The 17554-nt window shown below is 74.9% G+C and carries 18 protein-coding genes; 11 read left to right on the top strand and 7 right to left on the bottom strand.

What is annotated here, in order from left to right; translation table 11 throughout:
* Positions 1-133 precede the first annotated feature (133 nt).
* From EV384_RS12190 to EV384_RS12215, 6 genes are all read right to left on the bottom strand, one after another.
* Complete coding sequence (locus EV384_RS12190) at positions 134-568, bottom strand: nitroreductase family deazaflavin-dependent oxidoreductase (RefSeq protein WP_130333020.1); 435 nt, start codon at positions 566-568, stop codon at positions 134-136.
* Between the two features lie 127 nt (positions 569-695).
* Complete coding sequence (locus tag EV384_RS12195; RefSeq protein ID WP_130333022.1) at positions 696-3407, bottom strand: FtsX-like permease family protein; 2712 nt, start codon at positions 3405-3407, stop codon at positions 696-698.
* A complete protein-coding gene (locus tag EV384_RS12200) occupies positions 3404-4138 on the bottom strand; it encodes an ABC transporter ATP-binding protein (protein WP_130333024.1) in 735 nt (244 codons plus the stop codon). Before EV384_RS12200 ends, EV384_RS12195 begins: the two co-directional genes overlap by 4 nt.
* 55 nt (positions 4139-4193) lie before the next feature.
* On the bottom strand, positions 4194-4778 hold the full coding sequence (locus EV384_RS12205) for a PadR family transcriptional regulator (protein WP_130333026.1): 585 nt from the start codon (positions 4776-4778) through the stop codon (positions 4194-4196).
* Positions 4779-4848: 70 nt separating this feature from the next.
* A complete protein-coding gene (locus EV384_RS12210) occupies positions 4849-5298 on the bottom strand; it encodes a ferritin-like domain-containing protein (protein ID WP_130333028.1) in 450 nt (149 codons plus the stop codon).
* Positions 5295-5750, bottom strand: coding sequence for a hypothetical protein (locus EV384_RS12215; RefSeq protein ID WP_207232583.1), 456 nt, complete (start codon positions 5748-5750; stop codon positions 5295-5297). Before EV384_RS12215 ends, EV384_RS12210 begins: the two co-directional genes overlap by 4 nt.
* A gap of 234 nt (positions 5751-5984) precedes the next feature.
* Here EV384_RS12215 and rimP point away from each other — a divergent pair, with 234 nt between their 5' ends.
* The 11 genes from rimP to EV384_RS12270 all read left to right on the top strand — a co-directional run bounded on the left by rimP (position 5985) and on the right by EV384_RS12270 (position 16467).
* Entirely contained in the window at positions 5985-6707 is a 723-nt protein-coding gene (gene rimP, locus EV384_RS12220; protein ID WP_130333030.1) for a ribosome maturation factor RimP, read from the top strand.
* Positions 6704-7747: a transcription termination factor NusA gene (gene nusA / locus EV384_RS12225; protein WP_130333032.1), complete on the top strand. Its 1044-nt coding sequence runs from the start codon at positions 6704-6706 to the stop codon at positions 7745-7747. The genes rimP and nusA overlap by 4 nt, the downstream gene beginning before the upstream one ends.
* A gap of 16 nt (positions 7748-7763) precedes the next feature.
* On the top strand, positions 7764-8096 hold the full coding sequence (locus tag EV384_RS12230) for a YlxR family protein (protein WP_130333034.1): 333 nt from the start codon (positions 7764-7766) through the stop codon (positions 8094-8096).
* 93 nt (positions 8097-8189) lie between these two features.
* On the top strand, positions 8190-11204 hold the full coding sequence (gene infB / locus EV384_RS12235; RefSeq protein ID WP_130333036.1) for a translation initiation factor IF-2: 3015 nt from the start codon (positions 8190-8192) through the stop codon (positions 11202-11204).
* Between the two features lie 88 nt (positions 11205-11292).
* Positions 11293-11586, top strand: coding sequence for a DUF503 domain-containing protein (locus tag EV384_RS12240; RefSeq protein ID WP_130333038.1), 294 nt, complete (start codon positions 11293-11295; stop codon positions 11584-11586).
* A gap of 177 nt (positions 11587-11763) precedes the next feature.
* Positions 11764-12255 (top strand): 30S ribosome-binding factor RbfA, encoded by a 492-nt coding sequence (gene rbfA, locus EV384_RS12245; RefSeq protein WP_089010602.1) that lies wholly within the window; start codon positions 11764-11766, stop codon positions 12253-12255.
* On the top strand, positions 12252-13289 hold the full coding sequence (locus EV384_RS12250) for a DHH family phosphoesterase (protein WP_130333040.1): 1038 nt from the start codon (positions 12252-12254) through the stop codon (positions 13287-13289). Before rbfA ends, EV384_RS12250 begins: the two co-directional genes overlap by 4 nt.
* Before the next feature lie 65 nt (positions 13290-13354).
* The gene (locus EV384_RS12255) at positions 13355-13762 is read left to right on the top strand and encodes a hypothetical protein (protein WP_130333041.1); all 408 of its coding nucleotides are present in this window, start codon (positions 13355-13357) and stop codon (positions 13760-13762) included.
* Positions 13762-13971: a DUF6186 family protein gene (locus tag EV384_RS12260; RefSeq protein ID WP_207232584.1), complete on the top strand. Its 210-nt coding sequence runs from the start codon at positions 13762-13764 to the stop codon at positions 13969-13971. Before EV384_RS12255 ends, EV384_RS12260 begins: the two co-directional genes overlap by 1 nt.
* A 464-nt stretch (positions 13972-14435) precedes the next feature.
* Positions 14436-14798 carry an AAA family ATPase gene (locus EV384_RS12265; protein WP_207232303.1) on the top strand — a complete coding sequence of 121 codons (363 nt, stop codon included), beginning with the start codon at positions 14436-14438 and terminating at the stop codon, positions 14796-14798.
* Positions 14799-15135: 337 nt separating this feature from the next.
* The gene (locus EV384_RS12270) at positions 15136-16467 is read left to right on the top strand and encodes an MATE family efflux transporter (protein ID WP_130333043.1); all 1332 of its coding nucleotides are present in this window, start codon (positions 15136-15138) and stop codon (positions 16465-16467) included.
* A 61-nt stretch (positions 16468-16528) separates the two neighbouring features.
* Here the strand turns inward: EV384_RS12270 and EV384_RS12275 are convergent, their stop codons facing one another.
* Positions 16529-17533, bottom strand: a complete 1005-nt coding sequence (locus EV384_RS12275; RefSeq protein ID WP_130333045.1) for a hypothetical protein — start codon at positions 17531-17533, stop codon at positions 16529-16531.
* Between the last annotated feature and the right edge of the window lie 21 nt (positions 17534-17554).

Here is a 17554-nt window from a genome sequence, read left to right on the forward strand (position 1 = left end):
GCCGCTGGTGTCCACCGGTCACCCCCGTCCACGCCCGGACCACCGGACCCGGGGCGTCGCCGTCCGGCCGCGCTCGCCTCGCGCACCACCCTAGCCACGCCCGTCCGCCGTGCCGGCGTGGCGCGCCCGGAAGTCAGGACGGGTCGGTGTCGGTCCGTTTCGCGCCGACCGGGACCAGCCGGAAGATGCGGATCTCCCGGCCGCCGGCCCGCTCGACGTACGTCCGGTACGCGGGCCACTCGGTGACCAGCAGCCGCCACAGCCGGTCCCGCTCCGCGCCGGTGGCCACCTCGGCGCGGACCGGGAGGCGGCGCCCCTTGACGTCCACCTCGGCGGCCGGCTGGGCCAGCAGGTTCATCGCCCAGCCGGGCTGGTGCCGCTGCCCCCAGTTCGACCCGATCACCACGTACCCGTCGCCGTCCGGCACGTACAGCAGCGGGTTGCTGCGGGGCTGACCGGAGCGGCGGCCGGTGGTGGTGATGACCAGGGAGGGCACCAGGCCGAACGCGACCACCCGGCCCTTCGTGAGCCGGCCGACCAGCCGGTCGGCGGGGACGAACAGGCGCATCGTGGCGCCGAACCACTTCTGGTGGCCGAGTCGGCGCGTGAGGGTTCCAGGACGGACACGGGGCCAGTCTGCCGGCTCCGCCGCCGCGGCGGCACCCCCCGAGCGGAGCGGTCCACATCGGAGCCCGTCACTCCAGCGGGCGCTCCACGGGCAGCCGGGACCGGGTCATCAGCCCCGCCCCGAGCATCGCCAGCAGCGGGACCACCACCAGCACGCCGAGGGTCAACCAGGGCACCACCACCGGGTACGGCGTCTCGACCGGCCAGGCCGCGGCGTACCGGCGGTTCACCGACGACAGGATGATCAGCGCCGAGCCGAGACCGGCGACGATGCCCAGCGCCGAACCCAGCACCGCGATCACGCCGGCCTGGCAGAGCGAGAGCACCCGGCGTACCCGGGGGCTGGCCCCCACCGCGGCCAGGGTGGACAGGTCCCGACGGCCCTCGGCGGCGGCGAGCCCGGTGGCCGCCCCGGCGGCGCCCAGGGTGATCACGCCGGAGCCGATCGCCAGCAGGAGCAGCAGCGGCCGCCGGTCCGAGTACGGCTCGTCCTGCTCCACCTGCACCTGCAGCGCGGCGAGCCGCGGCAGGTCGGCGACGAGTCGTCGCTGCTGCGCCGCCGTCGGCGGCCCGGTGGTGTCGACCGCGTAGCCGAGCTGCTCGCCCACCAGGCCGAGCCGGGCCGCCGCCGCGGCCGAGAGGAAGAGCCGGTCGACCGGCAGACCGCCGCGCAGCGCGTACCCGGGCAGGGTGGCGGTGACGGTGGACGGCGGACGCCCGGCGGCGTTCCGGCTGGCGGTGACGGCCACCCACCCGTCGACCACCTGCCGCGGGTCGGTCACCACCACCCCGCCGGCCCGCAGCACGCGCGTCGCGGCGGCCACCTCGGCGGCCGGGGCCCCGGTGAGGGCGGGCAGGGCCGAGCCGTTGTCCACGTACGCCGGCAGGTAGAGGCCGTCCGGGCTGCGCGAGGGTCGGGTGCAGCGCGGGTCGGCGAGGGCCCGTCGGCGACCGTCGGCGGTCAGGAAACCGGTCAGCTCGTACGGGCACTCCCGGTCCGGCGGGACCACCGCCGCCGCGAGGCAGTAGTCGTCCGGGGAGGTCGGCGCGGCGCAGCCGGGCACCTCGAGCCGGGCCACCGTGCCGTCCGGCAGGACGGCCCGGACCTCCTCGGCCACCTGCGCCAGCGGGGGCAGCTCGGCGCCGGCCGCGTCCGACCGCAGCAGCAGCACGTTCCCGGGTGGGATGCCCGGCTGCCAGTCCGCCCGGGAGCGGGCGTCGTCGCTGGCCACGTAGACGCCGAGGGCGACGCTGCCGGCCACCGCGGCCATCACCGCGGAGATGGCCGGCGCGGCGGAGGCGCGGTTGCGGCTCGCGTCGCGCAGCGCGAGCCGCGGCGCCAGCGGCAGCAGCCGGCCGGCCCCGGCGAGCAGTCCGATCAGCGTCGGGGTGCCGAAGACCAGCCCCAGCTCGCCGAGGATCAGCCCGGCCAGGATCACCGTCGGGGTGGTCCGGGCGGCGCCGAGCGCGGCGACGGTGGCGCCGCCGACGGTGAGCAGCACCCCGATGACCAGCCAGCGCCGGCGGTGCCGTGGTGGGCTGCGCCGCCCCGCCAACCCGGCCACCACGTCCTCGCGGGCGGCGGCCCAGGCCGGGGCCAGCGCGGCGAGCACCCCGGCGAGCACCGCCACCGCGGCGATCGCGGCCAGCGCGGCCGGGAAGACGCGGTACCCGCCGGACCGGGCGGAGGTGACGTACTGCTCGATCAGCGGCCGGCCGGCGAACGCCGCGGCGGTGCCGAGCAGCAGGCCGAGCGCCGCCCCGCCCGCGCCGAGCAACACCCCGTCGGCCAGCACCACGCGGCGCAGGTGCACGTGGTCCCCGCCGGCCACCGCGACCAGCGCGAGGTCCCGGCGTCGCCGCCGGACGCCGACCGCGAAGGCCGGCCCGACCAGCAGCACCACCTCCAGCAGACCGAGACCGCCGACCAGCACCGCGTCGCCCGCCTCCGCCACGTCCGGTGCCGACGTGACGTCGCCGGCGGCGTCGTCCCGGCCGAGGACGGCGGTGCGGGCGGTCACCGTCACGCCGCGCGCGTTCAGCCGGTCCACCAGCACCGGGTCCAGCCGCCCGGGCACGTCCACCAGCCAGCTCTCATCGGGCGGGGCGACCGGCCCGGCCGGCGCCTCCGGCCGCAACGCGACCACCTCGCCCAGGTTGTCCGGGAACTCCACCACCCCGACCACCCGGTACGGCCCCCCGCCGTCCGCGGTGCGGACCGTGCCGCCGAGCGGTACGCCCAGCCGGCGGAGGGCCGGCCGGCTGACCGCGATCTCGGTGGGCGCGGTCGGCGGCCGGCCGGCGCGCAGCCTGGCCAGCGGCCGGGCGACCGGATCGGTCAGGTCGAGGCTCCGCGCGTCGAACGACACGTTCCGGTCGTCGAGCCGTACCTCGAACGGGACCCACCAGCGGACCCGGCTGACCCGGCTGCCCGGCGGCAGCAGCGCGGTGATCTCGGCGGCGGTCACCGGGCGGGTACGCGGCACCGTCTCGCCCTCGGCCGGCCAGGAGCTCTCCCCCCAGGCGTCCTGGACCAGCGCGTTCTCGGCCGACCAGCGCAGCTCCGCGTCGGCGCCCCCGAGCCGCCGGTCCAGCTTCTCCGCCCGGGTCAGCTCCGCCATGTCCCAGCTCACCGCGGTGAAGCTGAGCGCCAGCACGGGCAGCGTGATCATTGCCAGCACCAGCGCGGTCCGCCCGCGTGCCCGCCGCGCCTCCCGGCGTGCGATGCGGAGCGCGACCAGCCACGAGCCGACCGCCCCGGCGAACCGGCCCCGACTCACCGTCCGCTGCCGGTCAGCAGCTGCTCGACGCCGACCAGCGGCGCCGTCGAGTCGACCAGCACCCCGTCCCGGAGGAAGACCACCCGGTCCGCCCAGCCGGCGTGCCGCGCCTCGTGCGTGACCAGCACCCCCGCCGCGCCGGCGTCCACCCGGCGGCGCAGCAGGTGCAGCACCGCCTCCCCGGCCTGCGAGTCGAGCGCCCCGGTCGGCTCGTCGGCGAGCACCAGCCGACGCTCGCCCACCAGGGCGCGGGCGATCGCCACCCGCTGCTGCTGGCCACCGGACATCTGGTCCGGAAAGCGGCCGCCCAGCCCGGTCAGGTCCACCTCGGACAGCGCGGCCAGGGCCAGCCGCCGGGCCTGCCGGACGCCCGTCCCGTCGAGCTCCAGCGGCAGCGCGACGTTCTCCGCCGCGGTGAGGCTGCCGAGCAGGTTGAGATTCTGGAAGACGTAGCCGATCCGGCGCCGCCGCAGCCCGGCCAGCTCCCGGCGGCCCAGCGCGCCGAGCGCCGCCCCCTCGACCAGCACCTCGCCGGCGGTGGGGCGGTCCAGCCCGCCGGCGAGCGACAGCAGGGTCGACTTACCGGAGCCGGAGGGGCCCATCACGGCGACCAGCTCGCCGGGGCGGACCGTGAGGCTGACCCCGCGCAGCGCGTGCACGGCGGCCTCCCCGGCGCCGTGGGTCCGGTGCACGTCCCGCAGCTCCAGCACGGCGTCGCCCCCGTCGCTCACCGGACCACCCCCGCCCGCGACCGCGGGGCTCGCAGGCCCGGCTCGCTCCTCGCGCTCACCGGTGGACCGTCTGGTCGGGGTGGTCCACCGCCCGGGCGTCTGGCGCGGCCGGCCGGGACGGCGCGGGGCGGTAGCGGACCAGGCTCGTCTCGCAGTGGTCGAGCCAGCGGATCTCCGCCTCGGCCTGGAAGACCATCGCGTCCAGCACCAGCCGCCAGGGCAGGTCCTCCGGCTTGTCGCTGGCGTACTTCAGCCGGGTCAGCTCCTGCAACGCCCGCATGGTCGCGCTGCGCTGGGTCTGCACCACCGCGCGGACGTCCACCCCCGGGGTGGTCAGCGCCAGGGCCAGCTTGATCGCCAGCTCGTCCCGGGGCCGGTCGGTGCGGCTGATCGGGGTGGCGAACCAGAGTGCCAGGTCCGCCCGCCCGGCGTCGGTGATCTCGTACGGCCGCTGCCCGCCCTCGTGCTCCGGCAGCGGACGGACCAGGCCGTCCCGCTCCAGCCGGGAGAGGGTGGTGTAGACCTGCCCGATGTTCAGCGGCCAGGTCGAGCCGGTCGACTCCTCGAACGCGGCGCGCAGCTGGTAGCCGTACATCTGGCCGCGTTCGAGCAGGGCGAGCAGCCCGTGACGGATGGACATGGCAACGGAGTATGCATACCTGGTATGCGACCCGCAACCGGAACGCCCGCGCCCTGAGCTGGGACGTCGCTCAGACCGGGCGGCCGGGGAAGGGAACGGTGAGCGGGGTCACCCCGGCGGTCCGCCGCCACCGGGTGGCGCGCAGCGCGCAGTCGGTCAGCGCGGCCAGGGCGCGGTTCCGGTCGGCCCCCGTGGTGTGCGGCAGGGCCGCCCGCCAGAACCCGGCGGTCCGCTCCTCGACCTCGACCGCCAGCTTGAGCGCGCTCGCCTGGTCGGTCACCGGGTACGGCAGGGCGTACCCGGCCCGGTCGGCGGGGACCTGACCGCCGCCGGAGCTGAGCTGGAGGATCAGGGCGTCGCGGCGGGCCCGGTGGGCCGCCTCGGCGGTGCGGGCGGCGGTACGGGCGGCGTCGGCGAGGCGGACGCCGATCACGCCGTACGCCCAGATCGCCGCGTACTCGGCGGTGAGGGCGGCGGCGAGCGCCTCGGCGGGCCCGGCGGGGGCGGTACGCGGGATCACTTCAGCGCCTCCACGTGGGTCGCCCGGGCGGCGGCGATGGAGCCGAGCAGCGCGGCCCGCTCGGCCGGCGCCGCCGCGCACGCCTTGGCCGCGTTGTCCCGGCCCATCCGCTCGGCCTCGCGCAGCCCGGCCAGCGGGTCGGCGGGCTCCGCGGCGCCGGACGCCTCCGGCGTGCCGGTCGGCGCGGCGGACGGCGCTGGGCGGCCGATCACCCGGCGCAACTCGTCGGCGTGGGCCTGGTGGGCGTCGGCGATCGGGGTGAGCCGGTCGGCCAGGGCCGGGTCCGTGGCGGCGGCGGCCCGGTGCCGGGCGGCCAGCGCGGCGGACTCGGCCGCCAGCGGCTCGAGCGGATCGGGCGGCGGCGGCTTGTCGTCGTCGCGGTCGAAAAGATCACAGCCGGTCAGCGGTACGGCCGCACCGCCGACCACCACCAGCGCCCCGGCGCGCAGCACGTTTCGCCGGGAATATCCCGGTGCACCGTTGCGCTGTGTTGTTCTGCCCGTCGCCACCAGACAAGTCAACACCATCCGTGGCCGGCCGTGGGCCACCGGCGTCGGTGCGCCGCCCGGTCCGTCACCCGCCGCGCGCGTTACGCTCTGCGCAGCCACCGGGCGCGATCGCCCCGGTGGCGTGCCGGCATGGCGGGCCGACCCGGCCCGGAGCCAGATCAGGAGAAGGGGCGCCAGATGACGCAGCGTGGCCGTGCCACCAGGCCGACCGGGCCGTCCGGGCGACCCCGGCGGGCCGACGGGCCCCGTGGTGGGGACCGGGCCGGCGCACCGCGCGGCGGTGACCTCGGCGCCCGGCGCGCGCGGCTGCGCGAGGTGATCGAGCCCGTGGTCGACGGCGCCGGCTACGACCTGGAGGACCTCTCGGTCTCCCGGGCCGGCCGACGGCACGTGGTACGCGTGATCGTGGATGCCGACGGCGGGATCAACCTGGACGCCGTCGCGGACATCTCCCGGGCGGTCTCCGCGGCGTTGGACGCCGCGGAGGAGGCCGGTGGCGACATCGTGGCCGGGGAGTACCAGCTCGAGGTCAGCTCGCCGGGCGTGGACCGCCCGCTCACCCTGCCTCGGCACTGGCGGCGCAACGTCGGCCGGCTGGTCAAGGTGACCGTGCGTGGCGCGACGGCGCTGCCCGAGCAGCGGGCCGCCGGGGACCGGCAGGTCACCGGCCGGGTGGTCGAGGCCGACGACGAGCGCGTGGTGCTGGAGACGGACGCCGGCCGCGCGGAGCACCGCTACGCCGACCTCGGACCCGGTCGGGTCCAGGTCGAGTTCACCCGCCTCGACGAGATCGACGAGGCGGACGAGTTCGACGACGCGGACGAAACCGGCGAAACCGGCGAAACCGGCGAAACTGACGACATCGACGACGAAGATGATGTGGAGGACGAGGAGAGGTGAACATCGACCTCGCGGCGCTGCGCGCACTCGAGCGCGAGCGGGAGATCCCGTTCGACACGATCCTCGCGGCGATCGAGACCGCGTTGCTGACCGCTTACCGGCACACCGAGGGCGCCGAGGCGCACGCCCGGGTGGAGATCGACCGGAAGACCGGGGCCGCCCTGGTCTACGCCCAGGAGTTGGACGACGACGGCACCGTGGTGCGGGAATGGGACGACACCCCGCACGACTTCGGCCGGATCGCCGCCATGACGGCCAAGCAGGTGATCCTCCAGCGGCTGCGGGAGGCCACCGACGAGGTGCACTTCGGCGAGTACGTCGGCCGCGACGGTGACCTGGTCACCGGCGTGGTGCAGGCGCACGAGGCGCGCACCGAGAAGGGCATCGTCAGCGTCGACCTGGGCAAGCTGGAGGGCGTCCTGCCCCAGTCCGAGCAGGTCCCCGGCGAGCGGTACACGCACGGCGAGCGGATCCGCTGCGTCGTGGTGCACGTGGCGAAGGGAATGCGCGGTCCGCAGATCACGTTGTCCCGTTCGCACCCGGCACTGGTGAAGAAGCTCTTCGCGCTGGAGGTGCCGGAGATCGCCGACGGCACCGTGGAAATCGGCGCGATCGCCCGTGAGGCGGGTCACCGTACGAAGATCGCGGTGCGCTCCACCACCCCGGGCGTGAACCCCAAGGGCGCCTGTATCGGCCCGATGGGGCAGCGGGTCCGGGCGGTGATGAGCGAGCTGCACGGTGAGAAGATCGACATCATCGACTGGTCGGACGACCCGGCCACCTTCGTCGGGAACGCGCTCTCCCCGGCCAAGGCGCTGCGGGTCGAGGTGGTCGACCTGGCCAGCCGGACGGCCCGGGTGACCGTGCCGGACTTCCAGCTCTCCCTGGCGATCGGCCGGGAGGGGCAGAATGCCCGGCTTGCCGCCCGACTGACCGGTTGGCGGATCGACATCCGCTCCGACGCGGAGCAGACCGAGACGGCCGGCCGGGGCGCAGCTGATCACGTGCCGGAGCCGGGCGGCGCGATCTCGAGCAGCTAGGGGTAGACTTTCTCCAGTGGTACGACGCGCGCTACCGGAGCGCACCTGTGTGGGCTGCCGGAGACGTGCGCCGGCCAGCGAACTGCTGCGGATCGTCGCGATCGGCGACGAGGCTGGTTACAGCCTCCGGCCCGATCCGGCCCGCAGACTGCCGGGTCGGGGAGCGAACATGCACCCGGATCCGGCCTGCTTCGCGCAGGCGATGCGCCGCCGCGCCTTCGGGCGGGCACTGCGTATCACCGGGGTCGTCGATCACGGTGAGCTGGCGGAGCATGTTGACGCGCCAACCACTACGTCCGGTCAGCCCGACCGGGCGAGGGTCGCTAGCAAGGTAGGACGACCGACATGAGCACACGATGAAGTCCCTGAAATGACCAGGCTTCAAGTGCACGAGTGAGGTCGCTGCGGGTACTGCCCGCACGACCTCGGAGTGAGGAGTGCAGTGGCAGGTAAGGCCCGCGTACACGAGCTGGCAAAAGAGCTCGGGGTCGAAAGCAAGACCGTTCTCGCCAAGCTGAAGGAAATGGGCGAGTTCGTCAAGTCCGCGTCCAGCACCGTCGAGGCGCCCGTCGCCCGACGGCTGCGTGGCGCATTCGTCGCGTCCGCCGGTGGCACTTCGGCGCCGGCCGCCCCCGCGGCGGCCGCGTCCGCTCCGGCGGCGACCCCGACGCCGTCCCCGACCCCGGGTGCCCCCCGGGTCTCGGCCAAGCCGATGCCGCCCCGGCGGCCGGCCGCGCCGACCCCTGGACCGAAGCCCAAGGGCCCGGTCCCCAGCCCGCCGCAGCCGGCGACCCCGGTCGCCAAGCCGGCGAGCGCGCACGACATCGAGGTGGCGGCCGCCGAGGCGCGCGCCGCTGCCCTCAAGGCTGAGCAGGAGGCCGCGGTCAAGGCCGCGCAGGCCGCCCGCCAGCAGCAGCGGGAGAACGTCCGCCGGGAGCCTCCGGCCGAGGGCGGTCCCCGTCCGGGTCCGGCTCCGCGTCCGGGTCCGAACGCGGTGCCGCCGCGTCCGGGTACCCCGGCCGCCGGTCGTCCCGGTGGCCCGACCCCGGGCCCGGGTGCCCGGCCGGGCGGTCGTCCGCCGGCGCGCGGCGCCGGTAACAACCCGTTCGGTATTCAGGGTGGCCAGCAGCAGCGGCCCCCGGCTGCCGGCGGTCCCCGGCCGAGCCCGGCCGGCATGCCGCCGCGGCCCAGCCCGGCGTCCATGCCGCCGCGGCCCAGCCCGGCGTCCATGCCGACCCAGCGGCCCACCACGGGTCGCCCCGGCGGCCCCGGTGGCGGTCGTGGCGGCCCCGGTGGCGGCGCAGGTCGTCCCGGTGGCGCCGGCGCCGGCGGTGGCTTCCGTGGCGGTCCCGGTGGCGGCGGCGGTGGCGGTGGCTTCCGTGGCGGTCCCGGTGGCGGCGGCGGTGGCGGTGGCTACCGCGGTGGCCCCGGTGGTGCCGGCGGCGGTGCTCCCGGCGGCGGTTTCCGTCCGGGTGCCCCGGCTGGTGGCGGCGGTCGCCCTGGTGGCGGCGGTCGTGGTCGTGGCGGTGGCGCCGCGGGTGCCTTCGGGCGTCCGGGTGGTCGGCCGACCCGTGGTCGCAAGTCCAAGAAGCAGCGCAGACAGGAGTTCGACAACCTGTCGGCTCCGACCATGAGCTCGGGTGCTCCCCGGGGTCAGGGTCAGGTCGTCAGGCTCTCCCGTGGCGCCTCGCTGTCGGACTTCGCCGACAAGATCAACGCCAACCCGGGTTCGCTGGTCCAGGAGATGTTCAACCTGGGCGAGATGGTCACCGCGACCCAGTCCTGCTCTGACGAGACCCTGCTGCTGCTGGGTGAGCACCTCGGTTTCGACGTGCAGATCGTCAGCCCGGAGGACGAGGACCGCGAGCTGCTCGCGCAGTTCAACATCGACCTCGACGCCGTGGTCGCCGAGGAGCGCCTGGTCAGCCGTGCGCCGGTCGTGACCGTCATGGGTCACGTCGACCACGGTAAGACCAAGCTGCTCGACGCGATCCGCAAGGCGAACGTCGTGGCCGGCGAGGCGGGTGGCATCACCCAGCACATCGGCGCGTACCAGGTCCACGTCCCGCACGAGGGCGAGGACCGCGCGGTGACCTTCATCGACACCCCGGGTCACGAGGCGTTCACCGCCATGCGTGCCCGTGGTGCCCAGGTGACGGACATCGTGGTGCTGGTGGTGGCGGCCGACGACGGCGTGATGCCGCAGACCATCGAGGCGCTCAACCACGCCAAGGCGGCGGACGTGCCGATCGTGGTCGCGGTCAACAAGGTCGACAAGCCGGAGGCCAACCCGGACAAGGTCCGCCAGCAGCTGACCGAGTACGGGCTGGTCGCCGAGGAGTACGGCGGCGAGACCATGTTCGTCAACGTGGCGGCGAAGCCGGGCATCGGCATCGACGAGCTGCTCGAGGCGGTCCTGCTGACCGCCGACGCGTCGCTGGAGCTGACCGCTCCGATCGACGGGCCGGCGCAGGGTGTGGCGATCGAGGCGCACCTGGACAAGGGCCGCGGTGCGGTGGCGACGGTGCTGGTGCAGAAGGGCACCCTGCGGGCCGGCGACTCGATCGTCGCCGGTGGGGCGCACGGCCGGGTTCGGGCGATGCTCGACGAGAACGGCAACCAGGTCGCCGAGGCGGGTCCCGCCCGTCCGGTCCTGGTGCTCGGTCTGACCGCGGTGCCGGGTGCGGGTGACACCTTCCTGGCGGCCGAGGACGACCGGACGGTGCGCCAGATCGCCGAGCAGCGGCAGGCGCGGCGGCGGGCGGCTTCATTCGCCAACTCCCGTGGCCGGGCGACTCTCGAGACGCTCATGGAGCAGCTCAAGGAGGGCGAGAAGACCTCGCTCAACCTGGTGCTCAAGGGCGACGTCTCCGGTTCCGTGGAGGCGCTCGAGGACGCGCTGTTCAACCTCGACATCCCGGAGGAGGTCCAGCTCAGGATCATCCACCGGGGCGTGGGTGCGATCACCGAGAGCGACGTCATGCTCGCGAGCGCCTCGTCCGAGGCGGTCACGATCATCGGCTTCAACGTGCGGGCCGCCAACAAGGTTCGCGAGATCGCCGACCGCGAGGGCGTGGAGATCCGGTACTACACCGTGATCTACCAGGCCATCGAGGAGATCGACGCCGCGCTCAAGGGGCTGCTCAAGCCGGAGTACGAGGAGGTCGAGCTGGGCTCCGCGGAGATCCGCGACGTCTTCCGCTCGTCCAAGGTCGGCAACATCTCCGGCTGTATCGTCCGGTCCGGCGTCATCCGCCGCAACGCCAAGGCGCGGTTGCTGCGGGACGGGGCGGTCGTGGCGGACAACCTCACGGTCAGTTCGCTCAAGCGGTTCAAGGACGACGCGACGGAGGTCCGCGAGGGCTTCGAGTGTGGTCTGACCCTGGCCGGTTTCAACAACGTCCAGGCAGGCGACATCATCGAGACCTTCGAGATGCGGGAGAAGCCGCGCGCCTGATCCGACGGTGACACAGTGATCAAGGGGTTTACGCCGAAAGGCGTAAACCCCTTGATCATGTCTGGGGGTGCCCGTAATGTCCGGGGCGATGTTCACCGGAACCGCGATCTTCGACCTGCTGCTGCCGGGCGACTCCCGGTCGCTCAAGGCGAAAAGATCATATGTACGGCCGATCGTGGCGGCGCTGCGCCGCTTCGAGGTGTCGGCCGCCGAGGTGGGGGCGCTCGACCTGCACGGTCGGGCCCAGATCGGGGTGGCCGTGGTGGCCGCCGAGGCGGCACACGTCCGCGAGGTGCTCGACTCGTGCGAGCGCCTGGTGGCCGAGCGCCCCGAGGCCGAGCTGCTGTCGGTGCGCCGCCGGCTGTACGGCGAGGAGGACTGACGCCGGGACGTCCGTCGGCCCGGACGCGGGCCGGATCCAGGGTGGCCGTCGCCACCGGCAGCCCCGCACGACGGTCACGATCGCGCGGGTAGTGTTCGAGATGTCGGGCGGTCGGGCCCGGCGGCGCCCCGCGCTGCCGTTCCCGGCCGGAAGCAGGATGCCCTGGAGGTGGGGGAGATGACGGATCCGGCCAAGGTACGCCGGCACGCGGAGCGCATCCGTGAACTGGTCGCGTCGGTGGTGCGGAGCCAGATCAAGGACCCCCGGCTCGGGATGATCACCATCACCGACGCCCGGATCACCGCCGACCTGCGCGACGCCACGGTGTTCTACACGGTGCTCGGCGACGCGGCGGCCCAGTCCAGCACCGCCGCCGCGCTGGAGAGCGCCAAGGGCATGCTGCGCAGCACCGTGGGCAAGGCCCTCGGGCTGCGGCACTCGCCGACCCTGACCTTCGTCCTAGACGACGTGCAGGACCAGGTCAAGCACATCGACGACCTGCTCGCCGCGGCCCGCAACGCCGACGCCGAGGTGCAGCGGCTGGCCGCGAGCGCGAAGTACGCCGGCGAGGCCCAGCCGTACCGCCTCGAGGACGAGGTCGAGGACGCCGCCGCCGAGACCGGGGTTGCCGGGACCGAGGGCGAGCCGCGCGGCGGCGACCGCCCGTGACCGACGCCGCCGCGGGCGCCCCCGAGGCGCCCACCGGGGCCGAGTGGGCGGCCGCGGTCGCCGCGGTACGCCAACTCCCCGCCGACGCGCGGGTGCTGCTGATCTGCCACGTCAACCCGGACGGGGACGCGCTGGGCAGCATGCTCGGCTTCGGTCTGGGACTGCGCCGGCTGGGCGTACGACAGCTCCAGGCGACCTTCCCCGGGCCCCCGGAGGTGCCGGAGCCGTTCCGCTGGCTGCCCGGGCTCGACCTGCTGGTGCCGCAGGACGCCGCGTACCCGGATCCGGACCTGGTCATCTGCTTCGACGCGGCGAGCGAGTCGCGGCTGGGTGACCTGGTGGACCGGCTCGAGTCGGCGGGCACGGCGCTGGTGCTCGACCACCACGCCTCCAACACCCGCTTCGGCGGCATCAACCTGGTCGACCCGCACGCGGCGGCGACCTCGGTGGTCGCCGAGGGGCTGCTCGACCGGCTCGGCGTGTCGTTGGACGCGGAGATCGCCGCCTGTCTCTACGTCGCGCTGAGCACGGACACCGGCTCGTTCCGCTTCGAGGCGACCACCCCGGCGGTTCACGAGATGGCGGCCCGGCTGCTGGCCACCGGCATCCGACCGGGGGAGATCTCCCAGCGGATCTTCGACACCCGGCCGTTCGGCGCCGTCCGGCTCTTCGGCGAGGCGATCGGCCGGGCCCGCCTGGAGCCGGACGCGGCCGGCGGGCGCGGCCTGGTCTGGACGTACGCGACCTTGGACGACCTGGCCCGCCACGACCAGCCGCCGTACGTGCTGGAGGCGCTGATCGACTCGGTGCGCTGCACGGCCGAGGCGGACGTGAGCTGCGTGGTCAAGCAGGTGGCGCCCGGGGAGTGGGCGGTGTCGCTGCGGAGCAAGGGCGCGGTCGACGTGAGCCGAGTGGCGGTGGCGCTGGGCGGCGGCGGGCACCGGTTCGCCGCCGGGTTCACCGGTCGGGGCAGCGCCGACGAGGTGGTCGACCGGATCCGGGCCGAGCTCGACGGGGCGCTGCTCGCGGGCTGAGATCAGGGTCGACTCCGGGGTGTGGCGGTCTTCCCGCGTTCCGTGACGGTGAGGACAATCGGGTGATGGATCACCCCCGAGAGCTCACCGCCGAGGCGCCCCGAGCCTGGGACCGTCCCGTCGTCTCCGTACCGATGCTGATCTGCCTCTCCCTGGTCGGTGGGCAGCTGCCGTCCTTCTCCGCGCAGGCCAACCTCTACACCCTGGGCACCGGCGGGGCGCTGATCTGGCTCGGGCTGAACAACCGGGTGCCCCGGCGGCCCGCCCCCCGCCGGCTGGCCCCGGGCGCGGTCTGGTGGCTGCTGCCGGTGACCGTCTTCGGGGTCCTGGAGGGGGCGACGTTCGTGCTCTCGGTGGGCGACGAGTTCCCCACCTTCTCCCGGCTGGCGGATCCGCTGCTGGAGGACCATCTGGTCCGCTCCACGGCCTGGTTCGCCTGGCTGGCCGCGTTCTGGGGACTGGTGCGGCGATGATGCGCGCGCTGGCGATCGGTGGCTTCCTGACCGCGGTGCTGCTCTTCGTGGCGGTGGAGTGGGTGTCCCGGCGGGAGGGTTCCCGCGTCCCGTCGCTCGGCGACGTCTGCGCGTTCGTGATGCGGTACGAGGTCGGCCCGGTGCCGGTCGGGCGGATCGGCCTCTTCGGCTTCTGGTGGTGGCTGGGTTGGCACTTCCTGGCCCGGTGACCCGCCGCGTGTCCAAATGTCGGGAACACTGGGCAGTATGTGGACCTGAACGATAGCTTGGGTAAGGACCGGCGCCGCGCCGCGACGCAGGTCGTGGGCGGTGGCGCCGCACCAGGTGCCGCCTCCCTCCAGGGTCAGACCGACCCGGGCTCACGCTGCCAGGCGAGCCGCTCCGGTGATCCCGGACCGCTGCCGGGCGCTCAGCACGACCGCCCGTAGGGCCACCGTGCCGTGGTGGTCCGCACCCTGGAAGGGATCTCCCGATGGCGACCAAGCCCACCCGCAAGCCGCAGCCCGAGACCGCCGACGAGGCCCGCGAGCAGATGCGCCGCGCGCTGCAGACCTCGATGGACACCCGTCAGTGACGTACGCCGTCCGGCGGTGACGCCGCCGACGTCGCTCCGTCGCCAGCGTCACCGCCGCCCCGGCGCCCACGGCCGGCCCTCCGGCGCTACCGTCGCCCGGTGCGCCGCATCCTCATCGTCGGCAGCGCGGGCGCCGGCAAGAGCACCCTCGCCCGCGAGGTCGCCCGCCGGCTCGACCTCCCGCTGATCCACCTCGACCGGCACTACTGGCGGCCCGGCTGGGTCGCCTCCGGCGACGCCCGCTTCCGGGCCGAGGTCGCCGCGCTCGCCGCCCGCCCGGCCTGGGTGATGGACGGCACTACGGCGGCAGGCTCGACCTCCGCCTGCCCCGCGCCGACCTGCTGGTGCTCTGCGACCCGCCCCGGCTGCGCTGCCTCGCCCGGGTGCTCCGCCGCCGCTGGGCCCACCGCGCCGCACCCCGCCCCGACCTCCCCGACGGCTGCCCCGAGCGGATCGACCTGAAGTTCCTCCGCTACGTGTGGCGCTACCCCCGTCGCTCTCGGCCACGGGTCCTCGCCGCGGTCGCGTCGACCGCCCCCGACCTGCCGGTGGTCCGCCTCCGCACCCGCGCCGACCTCCACCAGTGGCTCACCACCCTCCCCCAACCCTGACCCCACGGCCCCCTCCCGCCCCCATGGGGCGTTGATCATGAAGTTGTTGTCGCCCGCGCCGGCGTGTCGTGACAACAACTTCATGATCACCGGGGCGGGCGGGCGGGCCGGGAGAGGGGAGGGGGGAGGGGGGTAAGCGGCGGGGTGGGGTTGCGGCCGTTACGGGGGGCGTGTCAGGATCGGCGGCGATGAGTCAGACCGTCGCCAACGCCGCCGCGTCCCGTGCCGCCTCGCCGCGGCGGATCGCGGCGCTCGCCCTGCCGGCGCTCGTGGTGCTCGCCGCCGAGCCGCTCTACGTCCTGGTCGACACGGCGGTGGTCGGGCACCTGGGCCGGGTTCCGCTCGCCGCGCTCGCCGTCGGCGGGACGGTGATGACCCTGACCGCCTGGCTCGGCACCGTCGTCGCGTACGGCACCACCGGGCGGTCGGCGCGGCGGTTCGGGTCGGGCGACCGGGCCGCCGCGGTGGCCGAGGGCGTGCAGGCGTCCTGGCTCGCCCTGGCCGTCGGGGTGCTGGTGGCGCTCGCCATGCAGGTCGGCGGCGGGGCGTTGGCGCGTACCCTCGTCGGCAGCGCGGGCGAGGTGGCCGGCGCGGCCGCGCAGTGGCTGCGGATCGCGGCCCTGGGCGCGCCCGGACTGCTGCTTGCCGCCGCCGGCAACGGCTGGCTGCGCGGCATCCAGGACACCCGGCGGCCGCTGCTCTTCGTGCTCGCCCCCAACCTGCTCTCCGCCCTGCTCTGCCCGCTGCTGGTCTACCCCGCCGGGCTCGGCCTGGCCGGCTCGGCGGTGGCGAACGTGGCCGCGCAGACCATCTCCGGCGGCCTCTTCGCCGCGGCGCTGATGCGCGAGCGGGTCTCCCTGCGGCCCCGGCCGCGACTGATCCGGCAGCAGCTCGTGCTCAGCCGGGACCTGCTGATCCGCGGCGTCGCTTTCCAGGCGAGCTTCCTCTCCGCCACCGCCGTCGCGGCCCGGTTCGGCGCCGCCGCCGTCGGCGCCCACCAGATCGCGCTCCAGCTGTGGTTCTTCACCGCCCTGGTGCTGGACGCGCTGGCCATCGCCGCCCAGGCGCTGATCGGCGCCGCGCTCGGCGCCGGCGACGCGGCCGGCGCCCGCGCCCTCGCGCGCCGGATCGCCCTGCTCGGCGGCGCCTGCGGCGTCGCCTTCGCGGTGCTGATCGCCGCCGGCGCCGGCGTCGTGCCGTCCTGGTTCAGCTCCGACCCCCAGGTACGCGAGCAGGCGATGGTGGCCTGGCCGTGGTTCGTCGCGTTGCAGCCGATCGGCGGGGTGGTCTTCGCCCTCGACGGCGTGCTGATCGGCGCGGGGGACGTCCGCTACCTGCGCAACCTGACCATCGTGGCGGCGCTGGGCGGGTTCCTGCCGGCGATCTGGCTCGCCTACGGGCTCGGCCTCGGCCTCGGCGGGATCTGGGCCGGACTGACGCTCTTCGTGGTGCTCCGGCTGGCCGCGCTGCTGCTGCGGCTGCGCTCCGGCGGCTGGGCGGTGGTCGGCGCGGTCCGCTGAAGTCCGCGTTGCTCGTGGTGGCCCGCGGACACTGTGGTGCTCGTCGGGGAACGCCGGTGACTCAGCAGGTGTCCGGGATGTCCAGGGAACGGTTCGGATCGAACATCGCGTCCGGGTCCTCGGTGGCGACCGGTCCGCCGTAAGTCGGCGCGCCCACGTCGAGCAGCCCCTTGTCGAAGGCCGCGCAGTCGATGTTCGAGGCGTAGGAATCCGAATCCTGGAGCCAGAGTCCGACCGAGGCGGATTCGACGTCGTCGGGGTGCGGCACGTGCCAGAGCAGCGTGTCGTGCACCACCACCACGCCGTCGCCGGGCGCCGCGCCGGTGCTCTGGAAGGCGTACGCCCAGGCGAAGTTGGTGGTCACCTCCAGCACCCGGATGCCGTCGGAGTCCCGGGTCGCCCGGTAGGTGACCGTTCCTTTGACCCGGGGCTGGTGCTTCGTCAGCCGGGCTCCCGGTGCGAGCCGGGTGGCGTAACTGGCGAACACGGCGGAGTCGAAGTCCTCGCGCATCCCAGCCCGGGCGTCCGGGGCGAACTGCCGGATCAGCGGTTCCGGGTCCTCGGACGTCATGAAGGCGCGGTCCAGCCGGGCAGTCACCAGGGCGGCGCGGACCTTCCTCAGCCCGGCCGACGCCTGCTTGGCGGTGAAGTTGCCGGTCCGCTTCGCTGGCGGCAGGGTGATGCCGGCAGCCCCATCGGGGAACGCCTCGGCGGGCGTGCCCGCGAAGGGCCCGGCCGCTGCGGGAGCGCTGGCTGCGCTGGTCGCCTGGACCCCGGCCGGCTGAGTGATCGTCGGGTATGCGGCGGGGCCATCGCCCACCTTCTCGAAGAACCGGTAGCCGACGGTGCCGACGACCGCGAAGAGGCCGAGGACCAGCAGCGCGGCGACCCCGGCGAGCAGTTTGGCGCTGTGCCGTTCCCAGCCCAGGCGGAGCCGCTCGGCGCGCGTCACCTCGTGCTCCACTTGGGGCTGGCGCATCCAGTCGGGCACCCTCACCGGTTCCTCGGCGGGGGTGAAGAGCTCGTCGAGGCGGGGCGACGGCTCGGGGATCGGCTGGTCGGTCATTCCGGATCCAAGGTCAGACGC

The organism is Micromonospora kangleipakensis, from assembly GCF_004217615.1.
GTDB classification, from domain to species: Bacteria; Actinomycetota; Actinomycetes; order Mycobacteriales; family Micromonosporaceae; genus Micromonospora; species Micromonospora kangleipakensis.

Bases quoted from the DNA above. Each gene is read 5' to 3' on its own strand.
- EV384_RS12275 (WP_130333045.1), bottom strand. From the start codon at position 17,533: ATGACCGACCAGCCGATCCCCGAGCCGTCGCCCCGCCTCGACGAGCTC.
- EV384_RS12270 (WP_130333043.1), top strand. From the start codon at position 15,136: ATGAGTCAGACCGTCGCCAACGCCGCCGCGTCCCGTGCCGCCTCGCCG.
- rimP (WP_130333030.1), top strand. From the start codon at position 5,985: ATGACGCAGCGTGGCCGTGCCACCAGGCCGACCGGGCCGTCCGGGCGA.
- EV384_RS12240 (WP_130333038.1), top strand. From the start codon at position 11,293: ATGTTCACCGGAACCGCGATCTTCGACCTGCTGCTGCCGGGCGACTCC.
- EV384_RS12255 (WP_130333041.1), top strand. From the start codon at position 13,355: ATGGATCACCCCCGAGAGCTCACCGCCGAGGCGCCCCGAGCCTGGGAC.
- EV384_RS12205 (WP_130333026.1), bottom strand. From the start codon at position 4,778: ATGTCCATCCGTCACGGGCTGCTCGCCCTGCTCGAACGCGGCCAGATG.
- rbfA (WP_089010602.1), top strand. From the start codon at position 11,764: ATGACGGATCCGGCCAAGGTACGCCGGCACGCGGAGCGCATCCGTGAA.
- EV384_RS12190 (WP_130333020.1), bottom strand. From the start codon at position 568: ATGCGCCTGTTCGTCCCCGCCGACCGGCTGGTCGGCCGGCTCACGAAG.
- EV384_RS12260 (WP_207232584.1), top strand. From the start codon at position 13,762: ATGCGCGCGCTGGCGATCGGTGGCTTCCTGACCGCGGTGCTGCTCTTC.